General features: G+C 73.0%; 21 protein-coding genes. 13 read left to right on the top strand and 8 right to left on the bottom strand.

All coding sequences use genetic code 11. From position 1 onward, the window contains the following. Positions 1-51: 51 nt before the first annotated feature. The 3 genes from FF096_RS01470 to FF096_RS01480 are packed head-to-tail and all read left to right on the top strand — an operon-like array spanning position 52 to position 2881. Positions 52-870: an ABC transporter ATP-binding protein gene (locus FF096_RS01470; RefSeq protein WP_230462217.1), complete on the top strand. Its 819-nt coding sequence runs from the start codon at positions 52-54 to the stop codon at positions 868-870. Then, complete coding sequence (locus FF096_RS01475) at positions 870-1760, top strand: branched-chain amino acid ABC transporter permease (RefSeq protein WP_155214512.1); 891 nt, start codon at positions 870-872, stop codon at positions 1758-1760. Before FF096_RS01470 ends, FF096_RS01475 begins: the two co-directional genes overlap by 1 nt. Next, positions 1757-2881, top strand: a complete 1125-nt coding sequence (locus tag FF096_RS01480; protein ID WP_155214513.1) for a branched-chain amino acid ABC transporter permease — start codon at positions 1757-1759, stop codon at positions 2879-2881. Before FF096_RS01475 ends, FF096_RS01480 begins: the two co-directional genes overlap by 4 nt. A gap of 61 nt (positions 2882-2942) precedes the next feature. Here the strand turns inward: FF096_RS01480 and FF096_RS01485 are convergent, their stop codons facing one another. Further along, positions 2943-3737, bottom strand: a complete 795-nt coding sequence (locus FF096_RS01485) for a hypothetical protein (RefSeq protein ID WP_155214514.1) — start codon at positions 3735-3737, stop codon at positions 2943-2945. A 92-nt stretch (positions 3738-3829) separates the two neighbouring features. Between FF096_RS01485 and FF096_RS01490 the strand changes: the two genes are divergently transcribed. Beyond that, a complete protein-coding gene (locus FF096_RS01490) occupies positions 3830-6007 on the top strand; it encodes a RecQ family ATP-dependent DNA helicase (RefSeq protein ID WP_155214515.1) in 2178 nt (725 codons plus the stop codon). A gap of 89 nt (positions 6008-6096) precedes the next feature. Then, entirely contained in the window at positions 6097-7122 is a 1026-nt protein-coding gene (locus FF096_RS01495; protein WP_155214516.1) for a hypothetical protein, read from the top strand. Positions 7123-7126: 4 nt separating this feature from the next. Here the strand turns inward: FF096_RS01495 and FF096_RS01500 are convergent, their stop codons facing one another. The 3 genes from FF096_RS01500 to FF096_RS01510 form a co-directional block, all read right to left on the bottom strand. After that, a complete protein-coding gene (locus tag FF096_RS01500) occupies positions 7127-7579 on the bottom strand; it encodes a helix-turn-helix domain-containing protein (protein ID WP_309222462.1) in 453 nt (150 codons plus the stop codon). Between the two features lie 119 nt (positions 7580-7698). Continuing rightward, positions 7699-8874: an SAM-dependent methyltransferase gene (locus tag FF096_RS01505; protein WP_155214518.1), complete on the bottom strand. Its 1176-nt coding sequence runs from the start codon at positions 8872-8874 to the stop codon at positions 7699-7701. Positions 8875-8926: 52 nt separating this feature from the next. After that, entirely contained in the window at positions 8927-10624 is a 1698-nt protein-coding gene (locus tag FF096_RS01510) for a DEAD/DEAH box helicase (RefSeq protein ID WP_155214519.1), read from the bottom strand. Positions 10625-10973: 349 nt separating this feature from the next. On the opposite strand from FF096_RS01510, the gene FF096_RS01515 reads away from it, so the two are divergent. Continuing rightward, entirely contained in the window at positions 10974-11627 is a 654-nt protein-coding gene (locus tag FF096_RS01515; protein WP_309222463.1) for a ferritin-like fold-containing protein, read from the top strand. A 31-nt stretch (positions 11628-11658) separates the two neighbouring features. Here the strand turns inward: FF096_RS01515 and FF096_RS01520 are convergent, their stop codons facing one another. Beyond that, a complete protein-coding gene (locus tag FF096_RS01520; RefSeq protein ID WP_093403539.1) occupies positions 11659-11886 on the bottom strand; it encodes a DUF3107 domain-containing protein in 228 nt (75 codons plus the stop codon). Between the two features lie 62 nt (positions 11887-11948). After that, entirely contained in the window at positions 11949-12587 is a 639-nt protein-coding gene (locus FF096_RS01525) for a TetR/AcrR family transcriptional regulator (RefSeq protein ID WP_155214520.1), read from the bottom strand. A gap of 671 nt (positions 12588-13258) precedes the next feature. On the opposite strand from FF096_RS01525, the gene FF096_RS26480 reads away from it, so the two are divergent. The 6 genes from FF096_RS26480 (at position 13259) to FF096_RS01555 (ending at position 20597) form a co-directional block, all read left to right on the top strand. Next, positions 13259-15544 (top strand): hypothetical protein, encoded by a 2286-nt coding sequence (locus FF096_RS26480; protein ID WP_305070125.1) that lies wholly within the window; start codon positions 13259-13261, stop codon positions 15542-15544. A 23-nt stretch (positions 15545-15567) separates the two neighbouring features. Continuing rightward, positions 15568-16542, top strand: coding sequence for an alpha/beta hydrolase (locus FF096_RS01535; protein ID WP_309222464.1), 975 nt, complete (start codon positions 15568-15570; stop codon positions 16540-16542). A gap of 160 nt (positions 16543-16702) precedes the next feature. Further along, a complete protein-coding gene (locus FF096_RS01540; protein ID WP_309222465.1) occupies positions 16703-17476 on the top strand; it encodes a DUF3152 domain-containing protein in 774 nt (257 codons plus the stop codon). Positions 17477-17634: 158 nt separating this feature from the next. Beyond that, positions 17635-18336, top strand: a complete 702-nt coding sequence (locus FF096_RS01545; RefSeq protein ID WP_309222466.1) for a DUF3152 domain-containing protein — start codon at positions 17635-17637, stop codon at positions 18334-18336. Positions 18337-18460: 124 nt separating this feature from the next. Continuing rightward, the gene (moeZ, locus tag FF096_RS01550) at positions 18461-19642 is read left to right on the top strand and encodes an adenylyltransferase/sulfurtransferase MoeZ (protein ID WP_375335272.1); all 1182 of its coding nucleotides are present in this window, start codon (positions 18461-18463) and stop codon (positions 19640-19642) included. 133 nt (positions 19643-19775) lie between these two features. Continuing rightward, positions 19776-20597: a squalene--hopene cyclase gene (locus FF096_RS01555; RefSeq protein WP_375335273.1), complete on the top strand. Its 822-nt coding sequence runs from the start codon at positions 19776-19778 to the stop codon at positions 20595-20597. Between the two features lie 12 nt (positions 20598-20609). On the opposite strand, the gene FF096_RS01560 is transcribed toward FF096_RS01555, so the two are convergent. Then, complete coding sequence (locus tag FF096_RS01560) at positions 20610-21854, bottom strand: glutamate-5-semialdehyde dehydrogenase (RefSeq protein ID WP_155214522.1); 1245 nt, start codon at positions 21852-21854, stop codon at positions 20610-20612. Positions 21855-21931: 77 nt separating this feature from the next. Then, complete coding sequence (gene proB / locus FF096_RS01565) at positions 21932-23041, bottom strand: glutamate 5-kinase (protein ID WP_309222468.1); 1110 nt, start codon at positions 23039-23041, stop codon at positions 21932-21934. Positions 23042-23102: 61 nt separating this feature from the next. Between proB and FF096_RS01570 the strand changes: the two genes are divergently transcribed. Continuing rightward, entirely contained in the window at positions 23103-23417 is a 315-nt protein-coding gene (locus tag FF096_RS01570) for an MGMT family protein (protein WP_309222469.1), read from the top strand. Positions 23418-23421 lie beyond the last annotated feature (4 nt).

Genomic DNA, 23421 nt, shown 5'->3' on the forward strand with positions numbered 1-23421 from the left:
GCTCAGGGTCCTGGTGCCTCATGTCGGCACGGAGCGAAGCGGAGTGCCGACATGACTGAACCGGTGTTGACCGTGGAGGATCTGTCGGTCCGGATCGCCGGGCTGCACATCCTCCAGGGAGTGTCGTTCACGGTCGCCCCGACCGGGGTCACCGTGCTGCTCGGCCGTAACGGCGTCGGTAAGACCACCACGCTGCGCGCCGTCGTGGGGCTGACCCCACCGGGCGGCGAGGTGCGCGGCACGGTCCGGATGGGAGCCCAGAGCCTGTTGGCCCAGCGGACCCACCGCTTGGTCCGTGGCGGGCTCGGCTACGTGCCGGAGGACCGCTGCGTCTTCGCCGGGCTCACCGTCGCGGAGAACCTGCGGCTCGCCGAGCGGCGCGGCAGCACTCCGGCGTACGACCGGGTGTTCGCTCTCTTCCCCGAGCTGGACCGGCGTTCCCGGCAGCGGGCCGGCTCGCTCTCCGGGGGCCAGCAGCAGATGCTCGCCATCGGCCGGGTGCTGCTCAACGACAACCGACTGCTGCTGGTCGACGAGCCGACCAAGGGGTTGGCGCCGAAGGTGGTGACCGAGGTGGCCGAGGTGCTGGAACGGGTCGCGGAGTCCGTGCCGGTGCTGCTGGTCGAACAGAACCTGGCGGTGGTCCGGCGGCTGGCCCGGGACGCGGTGGTGCTGGCCGCCGGTCGGGTCGCCTGGGCCGGTGACGCCCAGGAACTGCTGCTGGAGACCGCACTGACCCGGTCCCTGCTCGGCGTCGGCTCGGCCGAGGGCCACCAGCCTGCCGCCGATCACCAGCCTGCCGAAGCGGCCGTCGACCAGGTCGCCGCCCGCCCGGCGGGCGCCGCGTCGGCCCCGGAGGACGGCAGCTGATGGACACGATCATCCTGTTGACGCTGACCGGCCTCGGTCTGGCAGCCCTCTACTTCCTGGTCGCCTCCGGGCTGTCGCTGGTCTTCGGTCTGGCCGACGTGCTCAACTTCGCCCACGGGCTGTTCCTCGGTGTCGGGGCGTACGCCACCTGGTGGGCGGCGGGGAACCTGCCGGGTGCCGGACCCGACGGCCTCGGCTTCGTGGTCGCGGTCGCCTTCGGGGTGGCCGCCGGCACGCTGATGGCGGTCCTGGTGGAGCTGGTGCTGATCCGGCCGCTCTACTCGCGCACCATCGAGCAGGTGCTGGTCACCGTCGGCCTCTCCCTCGCCGGTGTGGCGTTGTTGCAGGCCACCTGGGGTGCGGACGCCCGACCGTTCCCGCGCCCGGCGTGGACCCGCGAGGTGACCTCGATCCTCGGCGCACAGGTGCCCAACGGAGGGCTGCTGCTGATCGTCGCCGCGTTGCTGGTGCTCGGCGCGATACTCGCCTTCCTCCGCTGGACCCGCTACGGCCTGATCATCCGGGCCGGGGTGGAGAACCGGGAGATGGTCACCGCGCTCGGCATCGACGTCCGCAAGGCGTTCACCCTGGTCTTCGCCATCGGTGGCGCGGCAGCGGCGCTGGCCGGGTCGCTGGGCAGCGTCTACTTCGGCACCGTCTCGCCCCAGCAGGGCGGCTCGCTGCTGATCTTCGCGTTCATCGTGGTGGTCATCGGCGGCATGGGCTCGGTGGTCGGGTCCGCGTACGCGGCGGTCGCGGTCGGGCTGCTGCAACAGTTCGTCAACTACTACGGCACCTCCGGGCTGGGTGACATCTGCGTGGTGGCGCTGCTGGCCGTGGTGCTGCTGCTGCGTCCGCAGGGCATCGCCGGAAAGGCGGTTACGGCATGACCGAGGTCAAGAGTCCCGAGGTTCCGGCACCCCCGGCGGCGGTGCCCGGCGAGTTGACCGAGGCAACGAGCCGCTGGGGTCGGCTGCGCCCGTTCCTGCCGCTGGTCGCGCTGGCCGTGGCGCTGCTCCTGCCGTACTCGACGCTGCACCTGCCCGGCATCTTCGAAGGGGCGCTGAACTCGCCGGGCACCCTGCAACTGCTCGCCGTGTGTCTGGTCTTCGGCGGTCTGGCGGCCGGTTACGACCTGTTGTTCGGGCGCACCGGGATGCTCTCCTTCGGCCATGCGCTGTACTTCGCCGCCGGGGTCTACGGCACCGACATCCTGATCACCCGGTTCGGGTTGTCGCTGTGGCAGGCCGCGCCGCTGGCGATCATCGGTGGCACCATCCTCGCCGGCCTGCTCGGCGCGGTGGCACTGCGCACGGTCGGCATCGCCTTCGCCATGGTGACGCTGGCGTTCGCGCAGGTCGGAGCGATCCTGGTGGCCCGGGACTTCGGCGGGCTCACCGGTGGTGAGGAGGGGCTGCCGCTGGACGTGGCCGGGCTGCCGGACGGGCTGGTCGGGGTCGCCAACACGGTCAACCTGTACTGGCTGGCGCTGGCGTATCTCGCGGTGGTGGTGTTGGTGGTGCACCGGGTCAGTGCCTCGCCGACCGGTCGGGTGCTGGCCGGGCTGCGTGACGACGAGCGCCGCATCGGCGTACTCGGGTTGGACCCGTACCGGTTCAAGCTGGTCGCCTTCACCCTGGCCGGTGGTCTCGCGGCGGCGGGCGGGGTGGTGTACTGCCTGATCGTCGGCGGTGCCTCGCCGCACATCACCGGCAGCGAGCTGACCCTGTCGCTGCTGGTGATGGTGGTCCTCGGCGGTCCGGGCACCCGGTGGGGCCCGGTGCTGGGCGGCATCGGCTACATGTACCTCGATCACCGGCTGGTGTCCTTCGGCACCTCCGACGCGGTGGACGCGTTGCCGGCGTTCCTCAGTCGGCCACTGTCCGAGCCACTGTTCGTGCTCGGCACGGTCTTCATCCTGGCCGTCTACTTCTTCCCCGGCGGCCTGGCCAGCCTCACCTCCCGGCTGTCCCTGCTGCGCGACTCGCTTCGCCCCGGCACCCGGCGGTGATCGGTGGCGGGGTGGCACAACGGCGTGCCGCCCCGCCGCTGCGGCTCGGGCGCTGCCCCGGTCAGCCGTTGATCAGGTCGTACGCGGAGTCCGGGGCCTGCTGCGCCTGGTCGTCGGTGAACGCGACGACCTCGGGAGCGGTGCCGAAGTCGAAGTACTCGATCACGTACTCGGACGCCTTCTTCTTACCGACCGCCGGGATCTGAAGGGTCAGCGACGAGAGGTTGCCGTCCGCACCGACCACCGCGCTGAGCGGAAGCTGCGCGGTGGCGTCGTCGAGCGCGGCCAAACTCTCCAGCGCGTCGGTCAACTCGGGCGCGGCGGACAGATCCACCACGCCGGTGTACGTCCCCGGCTCACCGGCCTGGATGTCAGTGGCCGCGCGGATGATGGCGTCGGCGTTGCCCGGGTCGGTGCCCTCGTAGGTGGGCAGCGCGTCCGGGGTCTCGATCTTCGCCGGGTCCATCTCCATCCACTTGGTGGGCAGCTTCATCAGCTTCTGGATGTCCTTGGCGCCCTTGAAGTTCACCTTCATCCAGGTGCGCGACTCGACCATCCGGAAGGACATCTCCAGGGTGAAGTCCTTGTCCTTGGTGACGGTGTCGATGTCCATGCCCCGGTTCGCCGGGTCGACCACCCCCGAGACGTCACCCGAGGCGTCGCTGGTGGTGAAACGGAAGGCCGGGTCCTGGTCGTCCGGCACGGCCGCCAGCAACTCCTGCTTCGGGTCCGGCGGTGGCGCCGCCTCGGGGGTGGCCTTGTCGTCGCAGCCGGCCACCAGGGTCGCGGCCAGCAGGGCGGCGGCTGCGACCGCGAGACGCCGGGTTGTGGCGGTGGTGCCGGTTCGCTGAGTCATCTCGTCTCTCTCTCCGGGATCGAACGGGAATGGTAGAGCAAACCCCCGACCGTGGCCCGGCTCCGGCATCGCGCCGCTGGTAGAAACGTCGGATGAGCCAGGAACGGACGGTGGTACGGCAGCGGGCCGAGGCGGTGCTGCGGCGGCTGGCCGGTGCGCGGGCCCGGCTCCGCGAGGACCAGTGGCGGGCCATCGAGGCGTTGGTGGTGGACCGGCGGCGGGTGCTCTGCGTGCAGCGCACCGGATGGGGCAAGTCGGCGGTGTACTTCGTGGCGACCGCGCTGCTGCGGGAGCGCGACGGCGCTGACCCGCAGGGTGTCGAACCGGTCGGACCGACGGTCATCGTGTCGCCGTTGCTGGCGCTGATGCGTAACCAGGTCGAGGCGGCGGCTCGGGCCGGGATCCGGGCCCGCACCATCAACTCGGCGAACCTGGACGAGTGGGACGAGATCACCGCCGAGATCCAGGCCGGCACGGTGGACGTGCTGCTGATCAGCCCGGAACGGCTCAACAACCCGGATTTCCGGGACGGCGTGTTACCGAAGCTGGCCGCCACCACCGGTCTGCTGGTGGTCGACGAGGCGCACTGTGTGTCGGACTGGGGGCACGACTTCCGGCCGGATTACCGCCGGCTGCGTACCTTCCTCGGTAACCTGCCCGACCGCACTCCGGTGCTCGCGACGACCGCCACCGCCAACGCCCGGGTGACCCGGGACGTGGCCGAGCAGTTGGGCACCGAACCGGCCGCCGCGACCGGGCACCGACCCGACGTCCTGGTGCTGCGCGGCAGCCTGGACCGGGAGTCGCTGCGGTTGGGCGTGCTCGACCTGCCGAGCCCGGCACACCGGCTCGGTTGGCTCGCCGACAACCTGGAACGGCTGCCCGGCTCCGGCATCATCTACACGCTGACGGTGGCTGCGGCGACCGAGGCCGCCGAGTTCCTCCGGTCGCGCGGCTGGGCGGTGGCCGCGTACACCGGGCAGGCCGAGGACGCTGACCGCCGCGCCGCCGAGCAGGACCTGCTGGAAAACAAGATCAAAGCCTTGGTGGCCACCAGCGCCCTCGGCATGGGCTTCGACAAGCCGGATCTCGGCTTCGTCGTGCACCTCGGCGCGCCACCGTCGCCGATCGCGTACTACCAGCAGGTGGGTCGGGCCGGGCGAGCCGTGGAACACGCCGAGGTGCTGCTGCTGCCCGGCGTCGAGGACGCGGCCATCTGGCGGTACTTTGCCTCGCTGGCGTTCCCACCCGAGGAGCAGGTCCGGACGGTGCTGGCCGCGCTGCCCACCGACCGACCGATGTCCACGCAGGCCCTGGAACCGCTGGTGGACCTGCGCCGGGCCCGGCTGGAGATGATGCTCAAGGTGCTCGACGTGGACGGCGCGGTCCGTCGGGTACGGGGTGGCTGGCTCGCCACCGGCGAGCCGTGGACCTACGACGAGGCTCGGCTGCGTCGGGTCGCCGCGGCCCGCGCCGCCGAGCAACAAGCCATGATCGAGTACGCCTCGACGACCGGTTGCCGGCTGCGTTACCTGCGCGAATGCCTGGACGACGCGGAGGCGGCCGACTGCGGGCGGTGCGACCGCTGCGCCGGGCCGCTGTTCGCGCCCGAGGTGTCGGCGGCCTCGCTGACCGTCGCGCAGACCTTCCTCGGCCGCCCCGGGGTCCAGGTCGCGCCGAAGCGGCTCTGGCCCACCGGGTTGGCTGCGGTCGGCGTACCGCTGAAGGGGCGCATCGCCCCGACGGAACAGGCGCTGCCGGGCCGGGCGGTCGGCCGACTGTCCGACCTCGGCTGGGGCGGTCGGCTGCGTGACCTGGTCGGGCCGGAAGCGCCGGACGCCCCGGTGCCCGACGACGTGACCGCCGCGGTGATCGAGGTGCTCAAGGCGTGGGCACACGGTGACGACCCCTGGCCGAGCCGCCCGGCCGGGGTGGTCGCGGTCCGCTCCCGGACCCGCCCGTCGCTGGTCGGGTCGCTGGCCGAGCGGATCGCCACTGTCGGGCGACTGCCGCTGCTGGGCCAGGTGGACTCGACCGGGCCGGTGGCGGCCGACGGCCCCCGGGGCAACAGCGCCCAGCGGGTACGCGCCCTGCACGGCACCCTCACCGTCGCCGGTGACGTCGCCGCCGCCCTCGCCGGGCTCGACGGTCCGGTGCTGCTGGTGGACGACCTGGTCGACTCGGGCTGGACCATGACGATGGCGGCCCGGGAACTCCGTCGCGCCGGTGCGCAGGCGGTCCTTCCGCTGGCCCTCGCCCTGGCGGCGTAGCGGCGCACCGATCCGCGACCTGGCTGCCGGGTGCGGCCGGGCCAGGACCGCGCCGAGGGTGACCCAGGCGACGACGGTACGGTGGGCACATGGCTGACCAGGCACCCGACGCGCCTGCGCTCGGGTCGGTGCGGGCCGCCGAGCGAGCGGCGGCCGGGCCCGATCCCGGCGCGGCCCCGGCTGCCCAGGACCGTGCCGTGGCCTCTGCCGTGCCGGACCGGGCCACGCTGCGGCTGGCCCTGGTGGTCGGCGGCCTTGTGCTGGCGGTGCTGCTCGGGTTCGGGCTCGGCCGAATCGACGGTGGCGGTGACGCCATGGCGACGGGCCGGACGGACAGCGCGTTGGCCGACCACACCCACGCCCCCGGCCTCGGCGCGCACTCGCACGGTGCCGACCAGGACGCGGCGGCCGAGGCCGGCGGTCTGGCGGTCAGCCGCGACGGCTACACCCTGACCCCGCTGAACGCCGAGTTCACCGCCGGCCAAGCCGGTGAGCTGCGGTTCCGCATCCAGGACGAGCAACGCCGGCCGGTCACCCGGTTCGCGGTCGTGCACGACAAGCCGATGCACCTGATCGTGGTGCGTCGGGACCTGTCCGGTTACCAGCACCTGCATCCGACCATGGCGGAAGACGGCACCTGGTCGGTGCCGCTGACGTTGCCGTCACCCGGCGTCTGGCGCGCGTACGCCGACTTCACCGCCCTCGCCGCCGACGGCCGGCAGACCGCGACGACGCTCGGGGTGGACCTGGTGGCGCCCGGCGACTACCTGCCTCGTGAGCTGCCCACCCCGGCGACCACGAGCACCGTCGACGGATTCACCGTCGAGTACCGGGGCGTTCCCCAGCCCGGCCTCACCGTGCCGGTCAGCTTCCGGATCACCGGGGCGGACGGCGGGAGCCCGGAGCTGGAGCGCTACCTGGGCGCGTACGGCCACCTCGTCGCGCTGCGCGAGGGGGATCTCGGCTACCTGCACGTGCACCCGGACGCGGAACTGGTCGACGGGGCGGTGCGGTTCTGGCTCACCGCGCCGGGGCCTGGGCGCTACCGCCTCTACCTGGACTTCGCGACCGGCGGAGCGGTGCGTACGGCGGAGTTCACGGTCTCCGTGCCGTGACGGGTCAACACGCGTTCCGGCGCATCGGTGTGGCGGTGCCGTCCCCGGGGCGGCGGATCGGCCGTCGGGCCAGATAACGCAACAGGTCGCGGATGTGGTGCTTCTCCTCCGCCGGCACCGTCGGATCCGCCAGCCGTTGCAGGATCACCCGCACGTCGGCCTCCACCGGGCTGTCGTCGCCGCGTCGCCACGGCCCGCCGCCCGCGTCGGGCAGGCCGAGCGCGCGGAAGGCCGCCGCGACCGGTAGATCGAGCGCGGCGCAGAAGCCCCGGACCTTGGCGAGTTCGGGATAGTCCTGCCAGTCACCGGCGAGCCAGCGGAAAACGGTGGAGCGACCGACGCCGGTGTGTGCGGCCAGATCGGTGACCGTCCAGCCACGTTCCTCGCGGGCATCGTCGATGGCACGGCGCACGAAACGCGCGAAGGCCATCTGTGGCGAAACCTCTGCCGAACCCACAGCTGGGTCTTCCCTCCCGCCCGGCACCCAACGGTGCGCAACTTCGAGAGTAGTACGGGAACGGCGTTGGGCAATTGACTGATCGACCAGACGGCCCCGGGCGGCGTGACGCGAATCCGTCACCCGGCCGTCGGCTGCTGCGCGAGCAGGGTCTCCAACCGGGGCGTGAGTTGCCACTGGGCGACCAGGTCGCGGTATTCGGCGCGCTGGGCGTCGGTCGGGTCGGCCCCGGTTCGCCGTGCCCGGATGAGCAGGTTGCGTGGGGTGTGCGCGGAGTCGACGAACTCGACCACCTCGGCCCGGTAGCCGTGCAGACGCAGCAACCCCGCGCGCAGCGCGTCGGTGAGGACGTCCGCGAAGCGCTCCCGCAGGATGCCCTGCCGGGTGAGCAGGTCGTACGGCGTCGGGGCCGGTCGGGCGCGCAGCTGGGCCGCGACGTCGTGGTGGCAACACGGCGCGGCGAGCACCCATCGGGCCTGCCAGCCCACCGCCCGGGCCAACGCCTCGTCGGTGGCGGTGTCGCAGGCGTGCAGCGCGAGCACCAGGTCGGGCGTCGGCTCGACGGTCGCGTCGGCGATGGTGCCGGCGACGAAACGCACCCGCTCGGCCCAGCCCAGCCGTTCGGCCAACTCGGTGTTGCGGCGACGCTGGTCGTCGCGTACGTCCACACCCACCAGCTCGACGTCGAGCCCGGACCGGGACAGATAGCGGTACGCGGCGAACGTCAGGTACGCGTTGCCGCAGCCGAGATCCACCACCCGCAGCGGGCGGCCCAACTGCCCGGCCAGCCCGTCCGGCAGGGTGGCCGCCAGCGCCCGTAGGAAGGCGTCCACCTGCCGCCGCTTGGCCGCCGAACCACCGATCTCGGCGAACAGCGGATCGCCCGGATCGAGCAGGTACTCCTTGGCCCGGTCGTGACCGGCGACCGCCGCCGGGGCGGCCGGTCGGGTCGCCACGGCCCGGTGCACCTGGGCCTCGCCCGACTTGGTGACCCGCAGTTGCAGGGTGGCGTGGGTGGTCTCCACATGCCAGTTGCCGAACGGCTCGGCCAGCAGCGCCTCCACCGCCGCGTCCGCCTCCGGCCCCGGGCTCACGTTCCGGGTGTGCGGCCGTGCCCCGTCGGAGGTGGCGATCTGTAGCCGCTGACCGGCTTTCAGAGTGACCGGCCGCAGTTCGGCCCGGACCATCGAGGGGCGCTGGCCGCGCCGCCGTCCGGCCGCGACGGCCCGGGTCAGCCCCGGACCGAGGAGCATCGAACGGACCTCGGCCAGGGCGGAATCCAGTGGTTCGGGCATCGCTCCATCTTCCAGGGGCGGCCGTTCGCCGCCACCGGGGGGCGGGCCGAGGTCAGTCGGTGGTCGATTCGGCGGGCGTGCCGTTACCGGAATCGGCACCACCCCGACGGCGGCGGCGTCGGCGCGGGCGCGGGGCGGCTTCACCGACGGCGTCGTCGCTGCGGCTGCTGCTCGTCTCGCTGGGTGCGCTGTCGACCGCCGACGTGACGGCGTCAGCGCCCGCTACCGTCTCGCCAGCCCGGCGACGACGGCGACGACGGGGGGTACGGGTGCCCTCCTCGGCGTCGCCTCCGGTGGATCCGCCCGGCGTGGTGTCGGCACCGTCCTGTCGACGACCGCCGGAACCGCGTCCCCGGCCGCCGTCAGCCCGGCCGCCCTCGCCGCGACCGCGACGACGGGTGCCGCGTGGCTCGCCGCCCCGCCGGGACCGGCCACCACCCAGGTCTTCCTCGACCTCGGCGGCCAACCCGGCGCGGGTGCGCTCGGCGGTCGGCAGGGTGCCGGTGACCTCGGTGGAGATGTGCAGGTCGGTGTAGAGGTGGGGTGAGGTGTGGTAGGTCTCCGGCGGCTCGGGCATGTCCAGCCCCAGCGTCTTGTCGATGATCCGCCAGCGGGGCATGTCGTCCCAGTCGACGAAGGTCACCGCGACGCCGCTCGCGCCGGCCCGACCGGTCCGGCCGATCCGGTGGGTGTAGGTGTCCTGGTCTTCCGGACAGTCGTAGTTGATGACGTGGGTGACGCCGCTGACGTCGATGCCCCGAGCTGCCACGTCGGTGGCGACCAGGGTGTCGATCTTCCCGGCCCGGAAGGCCCGCAGGGCCCGCTCCCGGGCGCCCTGACCGAGGTCGCCGTGCACCGCGGCGACCGCGAAGCCACGGAAGTCCAGGTCTTCGGCGACCCGGTCGGCGGCCCGCTTGGTCCGGGTGAAGATGATGGTCAGGCCACGGCTCTCGGCCTGGAGGATCCGGGCCACAATCTCGATCTTGTTCATCGAGTGGGTCCGGTAGACCAGCTGCTCGGTCTGTGGCGACGGACCGGTCTCGGCGGTGTGCCCGGCGTGGATCGTGATCGGGTGGCGCAGGAAGCGCCGGGACAGCGTCACGATCGGGTCCGGCATGGTCGCGGAGAAGAGCATGGTCTGCCGGTCCTCCGGCAGCATCGCCAGGATCCGCTCGACGTCGTCGAGGAAACCGAGGTCGAGCATCCGGTCGGCCTCGTCCAGCACCAACGCGCGTACGCCGTGCAGCCGCAGGTGCTTCTGCTTGGCGAGGTCGAGCAGGCGGCCCGGCGTGCCGACGAGGATCTCCACGCCCTTGCGCAACGCCTCGATCTGCGGCTCGTACGCGACACCGCCGTAGATCGGCAGCACCCGTACGCCACGGGTACGGCTGGCGGCGGCGATGTCCTTGGCGACCTGGATGCCCAGTTCGCGGGTGGGTACGACGACCAGGGCCTGCGGCAGCCCGTCGCCGCCCTCGTCCGGTGCGAAGACCCGCTCCAGCAACGGCACGCCGAAGCCCAGCGTCTTACCGGTGCCGGTCGGGGCCTGCCCGATCAGGTCGGCGCCGCGCAGCGCGATCGGCAGCGCGTACTCCTGGATGGCGAAGGCGCGGGTGATACCGGCCGCGGCCAGCGCCTCGACGGTCTCGGCGCGGGCGCCGAGTTCGGCGAAGGTCGGTGCCTCGGGCCGGACCGGGGCTGTCGGGGTCAGTTCCTGGCCCTCGGTGAGGTCTTGAATCGGTTCACTCATGTGGTTTTGGGGGTGCCCTCTCGTGGGTGCGCCCCGTCATGTCCGCAGGGCGCTCTCGGTTTGACGCGGGCCACACGGTCGGCGGCAGAGAAGCCGAGCCGGACCGGGCCGCACGCGCGCCGTGGGTCGACGTCAACCGGGGTCGGAGTTGGCTCCGGCCGGGATTGGCACCTACGGCAACTGCTCCATGCTACCTGAACGGGCTGAACAGAGTCCCGATTCCGTGAGGGCGAGCGTTGGCGCAAAGGTTTGCATGTGATCCGTATCACATGCAATGGGCGTCGTCGTTCGGCTGGCCCGGCCGGGTCGGGGGACTGCCGTCCCGGCGGCCGGACGGTAGCCTGCGCGGGTGTCCGCCTCCACCCCGCCCGGCCCCGCCGTCACCGATCTGCTCGGCTTGGTGGCTCTGGGCGAGTTGCTGGCCTTCGACCGGATGGCGGCCGATGCCCGGCTCGCCCCCGACCTGCGCCGTCGGGCCGCCCTGAGCGAGATGGCCGCCGCCGAGATCGCCAACTACCGGCGGTTGGCCGACCGGCTCACCGCGCTCGGTGTGCTGCCGGACGACGCGATGGCGGCGTATGTCGGCCCGTTGCAGGCGTACCACGACTCGACCGTGCCCCGCGACTGGGCGGAGGCGGTGACCAAGGCGTACGTGGGTGACGCGATCAGCGACGACTTCCTCCGGGAGATCGCCGTCGCGCTGGGGGAGCCGGACCGCCAACTGGTCCTCGACGTGCTGCACGACTCGCGCTACGCGGAGTTCGCCGCCGCCGAGATCCGCCTCGCGATCGAGGCCGATCCGAAGGTGGCGGGCCGACTGTCGATGTGGGCCCGACGACTGGTCGGCGAGGCGTTGTCCCAGGCCGGTCGGGTCGCCGCCGCCGACGACGGTGCGCTCACCGCGCTGATCGCCGCGAGCGGTCAGGTGGACGTCACGGAATTGTTCCGGCGGCTGACCGCCGCGCACACCGCGCGGATGGCCGCCGCCGGGCTCAACAACTGAGCAGAGACCGCCTACCGGTCTCTGCTCGCCGTCAACGGACGGTGAAACCGACCGCTCGTGGAGACGCCTCGGCGATCTCGACGTAGGCGACCTTGCCGACCGGCACGATGACCCGCCGACCCTTCTCGTCGGTCAGGGAGAGGGTGCCCTCACCCCTGGCGACGGCGTCGGTCACGATCCGCTCGATCTCGGCCGGCGACTGTGCGCTCTCCAGGACCAGCTCGCGCGGTGCGTACTGCACCCCGATCTTGACCTCCACTGTGCCTCCTCCATCGGGCGAATGGCCGCCCTGCGAAGGCTATCCGATCACGGGGGCGAGGGTCAGGCTGACTCACCTTGCAGCGGGAAGCTGGCGATACCCCGCCAGGACAGCGCCGCGACCAGCGCCTCCGCCTCGGCTTTGGGCACCTGGCGGCCACGGGCCAACCAGAACTGCGCGGCGGTCTCCGCCGCACCCACCAGGCCCGAGGCGAGCAACTCGGCGTGCGCCCGGCTGATCCCGGTGTCGGAGATGATCGTGTCGGTGATGGCCGCGATGCAGCCCTGCTCGACCCGCTCCACCCGCTGCCGGACGGCCGGTTCGTTGCGCAGATCCGACTCGAAGACCAGCCGGAACGCCTCGCTCTCGTGGTCGACGAAGTCGAAGTACGCGCGCACCGATGCGCTGACCCGCTCCTTGTTGTCGGTGGTGCTGGCCATGGCATCGTGCACCTTGGCGACGATCGCGTCACAGTGCGTGTCGAGCAGTGCGAGATAGAGATCCATCTTGCCGGGGAAGTGTTGGTACAGCACCGGCTTGGAGACTCCCGCTCGCTCGGCGATGTCGTCCATGGCCGCGGCGTGGTAGCCCTGCGCGACGAACACCTCCTGAGCAGCGGCGAGTAGCTGCTTGCGGCGCGCCGAGCGGGGCAGGCGCGTGGGTCGGCCGGCGGTCTGGGCGCCGTTCCCCACAGCGGTCATCGGAACCTCCGAGGTCGTCGTACGGGCCGGCATTTCACCCGAACCGGTCGGGGCCCCTCGGCCCCTCGCGGAATTGGCCCGCCGCTGTAACTTATCGCCACTGTCGCCACACGGTAGCCTCAGCGGGGGCGACCAAGGAGCGCGCGGTGAGTGAAACAGGGCAACCCGGTGCCGCCACCCCGGGAGAGCACGGCGACGGGACGGGTCAGCGCGATGACCTGGCCCGTTCCGGCAACGGGTGGGCCCCGCCACCGGCCGACTGGTCGTGGGGCCCGGAGGTGACACCTGGTTCGGGCCCGACAGGGCCCCGGGTCGAGTCTGCCTCCGGTTGGGCGACCGCCTCGTCGCGCCACGCCGACCTGCCCGCTCCGCTCGGTGAGCAGGCGGAGCCCGAGCGGCCCGCCCGGGTCAACGGCAACCACGTCAACGGCCACCAGGTGAACGGCAACCCGGTCGCCGAGCAGCCGTCCGCCGGGCGGCACGCCCCGGTCAGCTCGCCACCCGGCCTGCGTGGGCCGGGCCATGACCCTGGCCAGGACCGGCTCGTCGTACCGGCACCCCGCCCGGTCCCGCCCGGTGAGCAACCGGGCACCTCCGGCACGGGTCTGCCGACCTCGGCACCCCCGGCGATGCAGGTGCCACCGGTCGGCACCGCCCCCTCCGGCTTCGAGATGCCGCCTGGCCTGCACGCACCGACCGCCGAACGACCCGGCGAGGGCCCGACCGGCGGCCGGCAGCACGGGTGGGACGACTATCCGGCAGCCGCCGAACCGATACCCGGGTCGGCCGACCACCCACCGACGAGCGCCGACCAGCCAGCGGGCTGGTCTCCGGCCGACCAGCCCTCCGGTGAACCGGACCGGCCGCACTGGGCACAGCCCGGCCCGGCCAGCGACTGGGCGCCGCCGTGGGCGCGCGAGGAGAACGAGCCCACCGACCGCCGGTCCCGCGAGGTGCCGGCCCGGCCCTGGGCCAGCGAGCCGAGTCGACCGTACGAACCGGTCCGCGCCGAGCCGACCCGGCCGTACGAGCCGGTCCGCGCGGAGCGGTCCCGCCCCTACGAACCTCGCCGTGACGGCGGCGAGCCCGCACCGGAAGGGCAGCAGCCCGCCGCCCCCGAGCCGGCGGAGCAGCCCGCCGCCGTCGACCCGACCAGCGCACCCCCGGCCCAGCCTCCCTCCTGGGCGGCCCGCTCGGCCGACCCGCCGCCGGCCGACAATCGCCCGTCCTGGGCGTTGCCTCCGGTCAGCGGTGCGCCGACCAACGCCTCACCGGCTCCGCGTCCGTCCTGGGCGCGGGCACCCGAGGAGCGTCCGTCGTGGGCGTCGCCACCGGTCAGCGGCGCACCGGCGGACAGCGGCGTGCCCTGGGGTACGCGGAACGAGGAAGTCCCGCCCTGGGGCAGCCGGGCCGAGGCTCAACCCGCCGACGAGCGGCTGCCGTGGGCGCTGCGTCCGGCCAGCTCTCCACCGGCCGACGCACCGTCCGGCGCGGTCGACCCGACCAGCGCCCCGCCGGTCGACACCCGGCCGACCACCCCGAACACCTCGGCCGCTGGTGCGGCGCAGCCGGGTACGTCGAGCCGACCGGAGACGCCCGAGCCCGGCCCGACGGCACCGGTCGCCGAGGCCCGGTCGACCGCCGACTCCTCCGGGTACCGACCGTTCCGACTGCGGCCGGTTCCGGACGCGCCGGCTGCCGCCCCGCCGGAGTCGCCCGCCGCCGACCAGGTCGCGGGTGAGCCCGGCCGCCGCGAGCGCACCCCCTCCGCACCCGTCTCGACGGGTGCCGCCCCATACACGGCACGCCGGTCCGCGCCCGACCCGGTCCCGCCGACCGAGCCGGCCGGGGATCGCTCGCGGGAGGGCGCCACGGCGGTGTTGCCGCAGCGCGTCCCCGCCGAACCGGACGTGCCTGTCGTGCCGGAGCCGCCAGCTGTGGAGCCACCCGCCGAAACCCCTGAACTCGCCCGGATCGCCACCCACCTCCGCCGTGACGACGAGCCGGCTCCGTTGCGGGACCGGCCCGAGGGCTTCGACGTCAACGCGATCCTCGCCGCCGTCCGAGGGGTCGACGGCGTACGCGACGCCGCCCTGCGGCGTACCCCCGCCGGGGCGCACAGCCTGCGCCTCGACCTCGCTGACGGGGCCGACCCGGCCGAGGTGAGTCGACAGGTCGCCCGGTTGTTGCAGGAGCGGATGGGGCTGGCGGCGGCACCGCGCGGCCTGCCCGGCGTCCCGGCCGTGCCGGTGCGCCGACGCTCCACGGAGAGCCGGAACGAGGCGGGCGAGACGCGTCCGACCGCCGAGCCCCGACGCCCGTCGGCCCGTCCCGGCGGCGCCCGGACGGAGACTGCGCCGACTCGGCCGGAGACCGTGCCGGAGACCACCCGTCGGCGGCGGCCGTCACCGGCCACGACCCGGGGCCGGGCGGTCGTGGACGAGCCCGGCGCGGTCGGCAGTCCGGTGACGCTCGGCGCGTCCTACTCCGGTGGGCAACTCACCACCACCGAGTCCGCGCCGTCGCGCCCGCTGGACACCGGTGGGGTGCCGGGCCCCCGGGTGGTGCTCGACCACGTCCAGGTGAGCACGTTCGGGCTCGACGCCAATGTCGAGGTTCGGCTGATCGCGGGCGACCACAACGCCTCGGGACACGCCACCGGGCCGGCGGTGGACGGGTTCGTGCTGCGGCTGTGTGGCGTCGCGGCGGCGGCGGCGATCGACGAGCTGCTCTACGTCGCCGGCACCTCGACCGAGCGTGGCCGGTGTTTCGTGGAACACGCGGCGGTGGTGCCGTTCGGCAACTGTGAGGTGGCCACGGTCGTGGTGCTGCTGGTCTGTGACGGGTGGGTCGAGCAGTTGGCCGGCTCCGCGCTGGTGGCCGGCGATCCCCGACAGGCGGTGGTGCGGGCGACCCTGGCCGCGGTCAACCGGCGACTGGAGGCACTGCTGGCGTGAGCCGTTCCAGGCAGACTGGAACGGTGAAGCCCGCGACCCTCTGGCCCGACCGGCTGCTGCCCGCCCCCTCGGTCCCGCCGCCCTGGCCGGGGCGCGAGGTCCGTCTCGACGGGCTGGTCACCTACGTCCGGGAGACACCGGCGACCAGCCCGGACGCCGAACCGGCGCTGTACGTGCACGGCCTGGGCGGCTCGTCGCAGAACTGGACCGACCTGGCGGGGCTGCTCGCCGGCCGGCTGGACGGCCAGGCGATCGACCTGCCTGGCTTCGGTCGCAGCGAGCCGGGTCGGCGGTACACCGTGCCGGTCTTCGCGGAGCGGGTGATCCGCTGGATCGAACACTCCGATCGCGGGCCGGTGCACCTGATCGGCAACTCGCTCGGCGGTGCGATCTCGGTACGGGTGGCCGCGCTCCGGCCGGACCTGGTCCGGACGCTGACCCTGGTGTCGCCGGCCCTGCCGTTCCTCGACTTCCGCCGGTCGTTGCAGGGGCGGATGCTGCCCCTGCTGGCGATCCCCCGGGGCGAGCGGCTGGCCGCCTGGCGGCTGGCCCGACTGGCACCGGAGGTGATGGCCCAGCAGGTGATGGAGGCGTGCGTGGCCGATCTCAGCCGGATCTGTGACCAGCGCCGCCGTGAGGCGTTGGAGGAGATCCGCGTCCGTCACCAGGCGGAGCACCACGCGGCGGCGTACGTGCGGACCTTCCGGGGGCTGGTGTCCAGCTTCCTGCGGTCGTACCTGCCCGGGTCCGGTTCGCTGTGGCGGATGGCCGGTGCGGTGCGGGCGCCGTCGCTCGTCATCGGCGGACGGCAGGACCGGCTGGTCGACGTGCGGGTGGCTCCGCAGGCCGCACGGGTGATCCCGGACAGTCGGCTCCTGATGATCGACGATGTCGGCCACGTGGCCCAGCTGGAGGTGCCGCGCCTGGTGGCAAGGGCCGTGCTGGGGCTGCTCGCCGACGCGACGGACCCCGCTGTTCAGGTTGACCTGGCAGGATGACCGGGTGCACAGCCCTGGTAGCCGTCCTCGATCGGCTGGTTCCGCCGGCCGGCATGCCATCCGCCGGGAGTCCCCCGACCGTGATCGAGCGCCGGGGCGGCCGACCGCGTCCGGCAGACCGCACTCCGGGCGGGGATCGCTGATCCGGGGCGCGGTGCTGGTGGCCGCCGTCGGTGCGGCGGTGGCGCTGGTGGCCGGTGGCATCGGGTCGGGCCCGGGTGCGGCCGAAGAGGTGGCCCCGGTTGCTTCCGCGTCGAGTGTGGCTGCCCCCTCCCCGGCGGACCCGCCGCCGCAGCCGTCCCTCTCCCCGTCTCCGGAGGCTCCCGTCCTACAGGAGCCGGGTGCGGTCCCGTCGACCGGCCCAGGTCGGTTCAGGTACGACGACCGGACCGGCCCGGTGCTGGGCAAGGCCGGTGGCGTCCGGCGCTACCGGGTGGCGGTGGAGTCCGGCTCCGGCGTGGACGCGGGTGAGTTCGCCCTGGCGGTGCGCGCGGCGCTGGCCGGTCCGGGCAGTTGGGTGGACGGCGGTCGGTTGCGGTTGCGGCAGGTCGCCGGGACGGCCCGGCACGACTTCACCGTCTACCTGGCGACGGCGGGGACGGCGCGCCGGATGTGTGCCGCCGGTGGTGTCGACATCCGGGTCGGTGGTCGGCCGTACACCTCCTGCCGCACGTTCGGGAAAGTGATCATCAATCTGGACCGGTGGCGGCTGTCGGTGCCGCACTTCGTCGAGGCCGAGGTGCCGCTCTCGCTCTACCGCACGTACGTGATCAATCACGAGGTGGGCCACGAGTTGGGCAATCGGCACGAGCGCTGCCCGGGGCGTGGCAAGCCGGCTCCGGTGATGATGCAGCAGACGCTCTTCCTGAGGGGGTGTGTCGCGAACCCGTGGCCATACCTGGACGGCAGGCGGTACGCGGGTCCACGCCTCTGAACCGCACCGGGCTGCGCAAAATGCAGTGATGTGCGGAAATGGGGTGCGACCATGGGGCTATGCCCTCTTCGCCCCTTTCATCTGGTTATGGTGGTTCGGCTCGTCCACCGGAGCCGGGAGACCGGCGTCCCGGGTCGGTGCTACCGCACCGGACGGCCGTGCTGCTGGGCGTGGTGCTGGCCGCCGCCGTGGTGGTGCTGCTGGCCCGCGCCGGTCAGCCGGTGGCAGAGCCGGACCAGGGCTTCGGCCACCGGGTCGCCTCCGGTGCGGGAGGTGACGAGCGGAGCGGGTACCCGTGGGTGGGTGCGGGCAGCTTCACGGTGGCCGGTGACCGCTCACCGGTGCACGGCGAGGACGGACCGGTGGCCCGCTACCGGGTCGCCGTCGAGCAGGACACCGGCCAGGACCCGGACGCCTTCGCCGCCGAGGTCGACGCGGTGCTGGCCGACCCCCGCAGCTGGATCGGCACCGGGGAACTGCGCGTCCAGCGGGTGGGCGAGGCGGAACCGGCGGACTTCACCATCTACCTGGCCACCCCGCTGACCTCGGAGGCGATGTGCGCCGAGGGGGGACTCAGCACGGAGGGCTACACCTCGTGCCGGCTGCCCGGACAGGTCATCATCAACCTGGCCCGTTGGCTGGAGGCGGTGCCGGACTACGGCGCACCGCTCCAGGTCTACCGGGCATACGTGATCAACCACGAGGTAGGGCACGAGTTCGGGGAGGGGCACGAGGCGTGTCCGGGCCCGGGGGCTCCGGCACCGGTCATGCAACAGCAGACGTACGGCCTGGACGGCTGCCTGGCGAACGCCTGGCCGATCCTCGACGGGCGTCGACACGTCGGTGAGCTGATCGGCTGACCTGGATCGGCCGGGTATTCCCGCTCCCGCATGTCGGGCGACGTGTCGCTGCTCATGGTCGATGAGCGGGTCGGCGAGCGACAATGGCCCGGTTGCCCACCACATCGATCCCGGGGAGTCCACCGTGTCGTTGCCCCCGCTCGTCGAACCCGCCGCCGAGCTGACCGTTGACGAGATCCGTCGCTACTCGCGCCACCTGATCATCCCCGACGTCGGGGTGACCGGGCAGAAGCGGCTGAAGAACGCCCGGGTGCTCTGTGTCGGCGCCGGTGGCCTCGGTTCTCCCGCCCTGCTGTACCTGGCCGCCGCCGGGGTCGGCACCCTGGGCATCATCGACTTCGACACCGTCGACGAGTCCAACCTCCAGCGTCAGGTCATCCACGGCGTCTCCGACGTCGGCCGCTCCAAGGCCGACTCGGCCGCGGCGAGCATCCGTGAGATCAACCCGCTGGTGAACGTCGAGATCCACAACACCGCGCTGGACCGGGACAACGTCCGGGAGATCTTCGCCCAGTACGACCTGATCGTCGACGGCACGGACAACTTCGCCACCCGGTACATGGTCAACGACGCGGCCGTGCTGCTCGGCAAGCCGTACGTCTGGGGGTCGATCTACCGCTTCGACGGTCAGGCTTCGGTGTTCTGGGCCGAGCACGGCCCCTGCTACCGCTGCCTCTACCCGGAGCCGCCGCCGCCGGGCATGGTGCCCTCCTGCGCCGAGGGCGGCGTGCTCGGTGTGCTCTGCGCCTCGATCGGCTCGATCCAGGTGAACGAGGCGATCAAGCTCCTCGCCGGCATCGGTGAGCCGCTGGTCGGTCGGCTGATGGTCTACGACGCCCTGGAGATGAGCTACCGGAAGATCAAGGTTCGCAAGGACCCGAACTGCGTGCTCTGCGGCGAGAACCCGACGCTGACCGACCTGATGGAGGACTACGAGGACTTCTGCGGCGCGGTGTCGGTGGAGGCCCAGGAGGCGGTGGTCGACGCCACCATCACCGCGACCGAGCTGAAGGAGTGGCAGGACGCCGGCAAGGACATCTTCCTCGTCGACGTCCGGGAGCCGGCCGAGTACGAGATCGTCCGCATCCCCGGTGCCACCCTGATCCCCAAGGGCGAGATCCTCTCCGGTGAGGCGCTGTCCAAGCTGCCGCAGGACCGTCAGATCGTGCTGCACTGCAAGTCCGGCGTCCGTTCCGCCGAGGCGTTGGCCGCGTTGAAGGCGGCCGGGTTCCGCGACGCGGTGCACGTGCAGGGTGGGGTGCTCTCCTGGATCAAGCAGGTCGACCCGTCGCTACCCGCGTACTGAGTCACCGGCCGAGGGGCCACTCCGCCTTCGCCGAAGGGTGGAGTGGCCCCTCGCCGCTACCCTGCCGTCGGTCGGATCTCACCTATCCGTCCTCCTGAGGCGAGATCACGTTTGCGCCGGTAGCGTGGCCGCCGTGGTCGACATCGACGCCGCGATCGGGTTCGTGGTGGCTCACGGGGACGCGGTGGAGCGTGCCCGCCTGTCCTGGTTGTGCGCCGGTACGCCGCCACCGCCGGAGGTGCTCGACAGCGCCGAGGTCGGCCAGACACTCGGCGGCGGTTGGCCGGCCTCCTGGGGCGAGGAGATCGCCTCGGTCGACGCGACCTGCTTCCGCCTCGCGGAACTGGACGATCTCGGTGCGCTGGGCCGCCCGAGCGCCCGTCGGGCGTTGGACTGGCTCGCCGCCGGTCAGCACCGGGACGGCTGCTGGGAGGAGGACCCGGCGCTCGCGGACTCCGCGCCCGAATGGGCCCGCCCCGGTGACCCGGAGGCGCGGCTGTACCTCACCGCCAACGCCGCCTTCTGGCTGACCGTGGCGGGCTTGGACGCCCGAGCCGCCGGACCGTTGGACCACCGGGTCGGCGGGGCGTACGCGGGGGTGGTGACCGCCGCCAGCCAGGCGCTCGCCGCCCAGTTGCGCCCGGACGGCAGCTGGCCGTCCTTCCTGGCCGCCGGTTGGCTCAGCGCGGCGGTCCTGCACCGGCAGCAGATGTTCTACGAGTCGGCGCAGATCAAGGCGGTGCTGGCGGAGCGGCTGCCGCAGGCGTCAGCCGCCGACGCCGCCTGGCTCGCCGTGACGCTGCGCCGGGTGGGCGTCGACCACCAGGAGTGGACGCTGGTGGCCGCGCGGCGTCGGCTCAGCGAGACGCAGCGCACCGACGGCGGCTGGAGCAGCGACGACGGCCACCAGTTCGACGTACACGCCACCCTCGCCGTGATCCGCGCCTTCCGCTGACCCGGTTGGGGCTCAGGTGCGGAGGTGACCGGTACCGGTGACCACGTACTTGGTGCTGGTCAGCTCCGGCAGACCCATCGGGCCACGGGCGTGCAGCTTCTGCGTGGAGATGCCGATCTCGGCGCCGAAGCCGAACTCGCCGCCGTCGGTGAACCGGGTGGAGGCGTTGACCATCACGGCTGCCGAGTCGACGCGGGCCACGAACTCCCGGGCGGCCGACTGCGAGTCGGTGACGATCGCCTCGGTGTGGCCGCTGCCGTACCGCCGGATGTGCGCGACCGCGGCGTCGAGCGAGTCGACGACGGCGGCCGAGATGTGCGCGGCGAGGTACTCGGTGCCGAAGTCCTCGTCGGTGGCCGGGACCACGGCGTCGGAGTACGCCGCGACCCGTTCGTCGCCGTGCACGGTCACCCCGGCGTCGGCGAAGGCGGCCAGCACCGCCGGCAGGAAGGCGTCGGCGATGTCGGCGTGCACCAGCAGCGACTCGGCGGTGTTGCAGGTCGACAGGCGCTGCGTCTTGGCGTTCAGGGTCAGTGCGACCGCCATCGACACGTCGGCGGCGGCGTCCACGTAGACGTGGCAGTTGCCCACCCCGGTCTCGATGACCGGCACGGTCGACTCCTCGACCACGGTGCGGATCAGGGACGCGCCGCCACGCGGGATCAGCACGTCGACCAGGCCTCGGGCCCGCATCAGCTCCTTGACCGAGTCGCGGGTGCTGGCGTCGACCAGCTGCACCGCGTCGGTGGGCAGGCCGGCCTCGCCGATCGCGTCGCGCAGCACCGCGACCAGGGCGGCATTGGAGTGCGCGGCCGAGGAGGAGCCGCGCAGTAGCGCCGCGTTGCCGGCCTTCAGGCAGATGCCGGCGGCGTCCACGGTCACGTTGGGGCGACCCTCGTAGATGACGCCGACCACGCCGAACGGCACCCGGATCTGGCGCAGCTCCAACCCGTTGGGCAGGGTCGAACCACGGACCACCTCACCCACCGGGTCGGGCAGCGCGGCCATCTGACGCAGCGCGTCGGCGATGCCGGCCACCCGTCCTTCGTCGAGGGCGAGCCGGTCCAGCACGGCCGCGCTCAGCCCGGCATCGCGTCCGGCCGCCAGGTCCGTGGCGTTCGCGGCCAGGATCTCCGGCGTACGCGCCACCAGCGCGTCGGCCATCGCGTGCAGCGTGGCGTCCTTGGCGGTACGCGTCGCGACGGCCAGCGTCTCCGCCGCCGTTCGCGCCCGCCGAGCCTGCTCACTCACGCTCATGCCTTGCTCCTCACAGTGTTAGGAAGGGGCCCTTGTAATACACCAGGCGTTAACAAGGTGCCCTTCCTTACCAGCATCTACAGCAGTACGAGGTCGTCGCGGTGGACGACCTCCCGTTCGTACGCCGGGCCGAGGGCCGCGGCGAGGTCGGCGGTCGACCGCCCGAGCAGGCCGGGCAGTTCGATCGCGTCATAGTTGACCAGCCCTCGGGCCACCGGCGCGCCGGAGGTGTCGACCAGGTCGACCGGGTCACCGGCGGTGAACGCCCCGTCCACGGCGGTGATGCCTGCGGGCAGCAGCGACTTGCGTCGGCCCACCACGGCGGCCACCGCGCCCGGGTCGAGGTGCAGCCGTCCCCGGGGCGCGGTGGCGTGGGCGAGCCAGAACAGCCGGGCGGCGGGTCGGCGGAGACTGGGGTGGAAGAAGGTGCCGACCGGCTCCCCGGTCAACGCGGCGACGGCCTGGGCGGCGGAGGTGAGCACCACCGGGATGCCGAAGCCGGTGGCGATCCGGGCCGCCTCGACCTTGGTCACCATGCCGCCGGTGCCGACCCCCGCGCGACCGCTGCCGCCGATCTCGACGCCGACCAGGTCTCCCTCGTCGCGTACCTCGGCGATCCGGCGGGAGCCGGGTCGGGCCGGGTCGCCGGTCCAGAGCGCGTCGACGTCGGAGAGGAGCACCAGCAGGTCGGCGTCGACGAGCGCGGCCACCAGCGCGGCCAGCCGGTCGTTGTCGCCGAAGCGGATCTCCTCGGTGGCGACCGTGTCGTTCTCGTTGACGATCGGCACCGCTCGCAGGTCGAGCAGCTTGCGCAGGGTGCGGTACGCGTTGCGGTAGTGCGCCCGCCGGGTCACGTCGTCGACGGTGAGCAGCACCTGCCCGACGGTGCGGCCGTGCCGGGCGAAGGCGGTCGCGTACCGCCCGATCAGCAGACCCTGACCGACGCTGGCGGCGGCCTGCTGGGTGGCCAGGTCACGCGGTCGTCGGGCCAGGCCGAGGGGGGCGAGGCCGGCGGCGATGGCACCGGAGGAGACCAGCACCACCTCGCGGCCCTCGACGTCGCGCAGGCCGAGGGCGTCGACCAACGCGTCGACCCGCTCGTCGTCCAGCCCGCCACTGGCGGTGGTCAACGAGGAAGACCCGATCTTGACAACGACCCGCCGGGCCGCCCTTACTGCGTCACGCACCCGCCCATTCTGCGCTGTGGTCGCGGCGTGGCCAGCCGCCGTTCCCATAGTCTGGCCGCTTGTGACACCTGACGAGTACGTCGAGGCGGTGCTGGAACTGGTCGACCGGATCCCGCCCGGCCGGGTGATGTCGTACGGGGCGGTGGCCGACGCGTTGGCCGAGCGCTCCGGGCGGGCGTCGGCGCGGCTGATCGGGGCGATCATGGCTCGGCACGGTGCCGGGGTGCCGTGGCACCGGGTGGTGAACGCGGGCGGCGTACTGCCGCCGAGGCTGGCCCAGCAGGCACGGGCGCGGTGGCTCGCGGAGGGGACGCCGCTGCGTGGTGCCGGGGTGGACATGAAATCGGCGGGGTGGTGGCCCGAGCAGGGGATGTGACCAT

The sequence above is a fragment of the Micromonospora sp. CP22 genome, assembly GCF_009712475.1.
In the GTDB taxonomy this organism is placed as follows: Bacteria; Actinomycetota; Actinomycetes; order Mycobacteriales; family Micromonosporaceae; genus Micromonospora.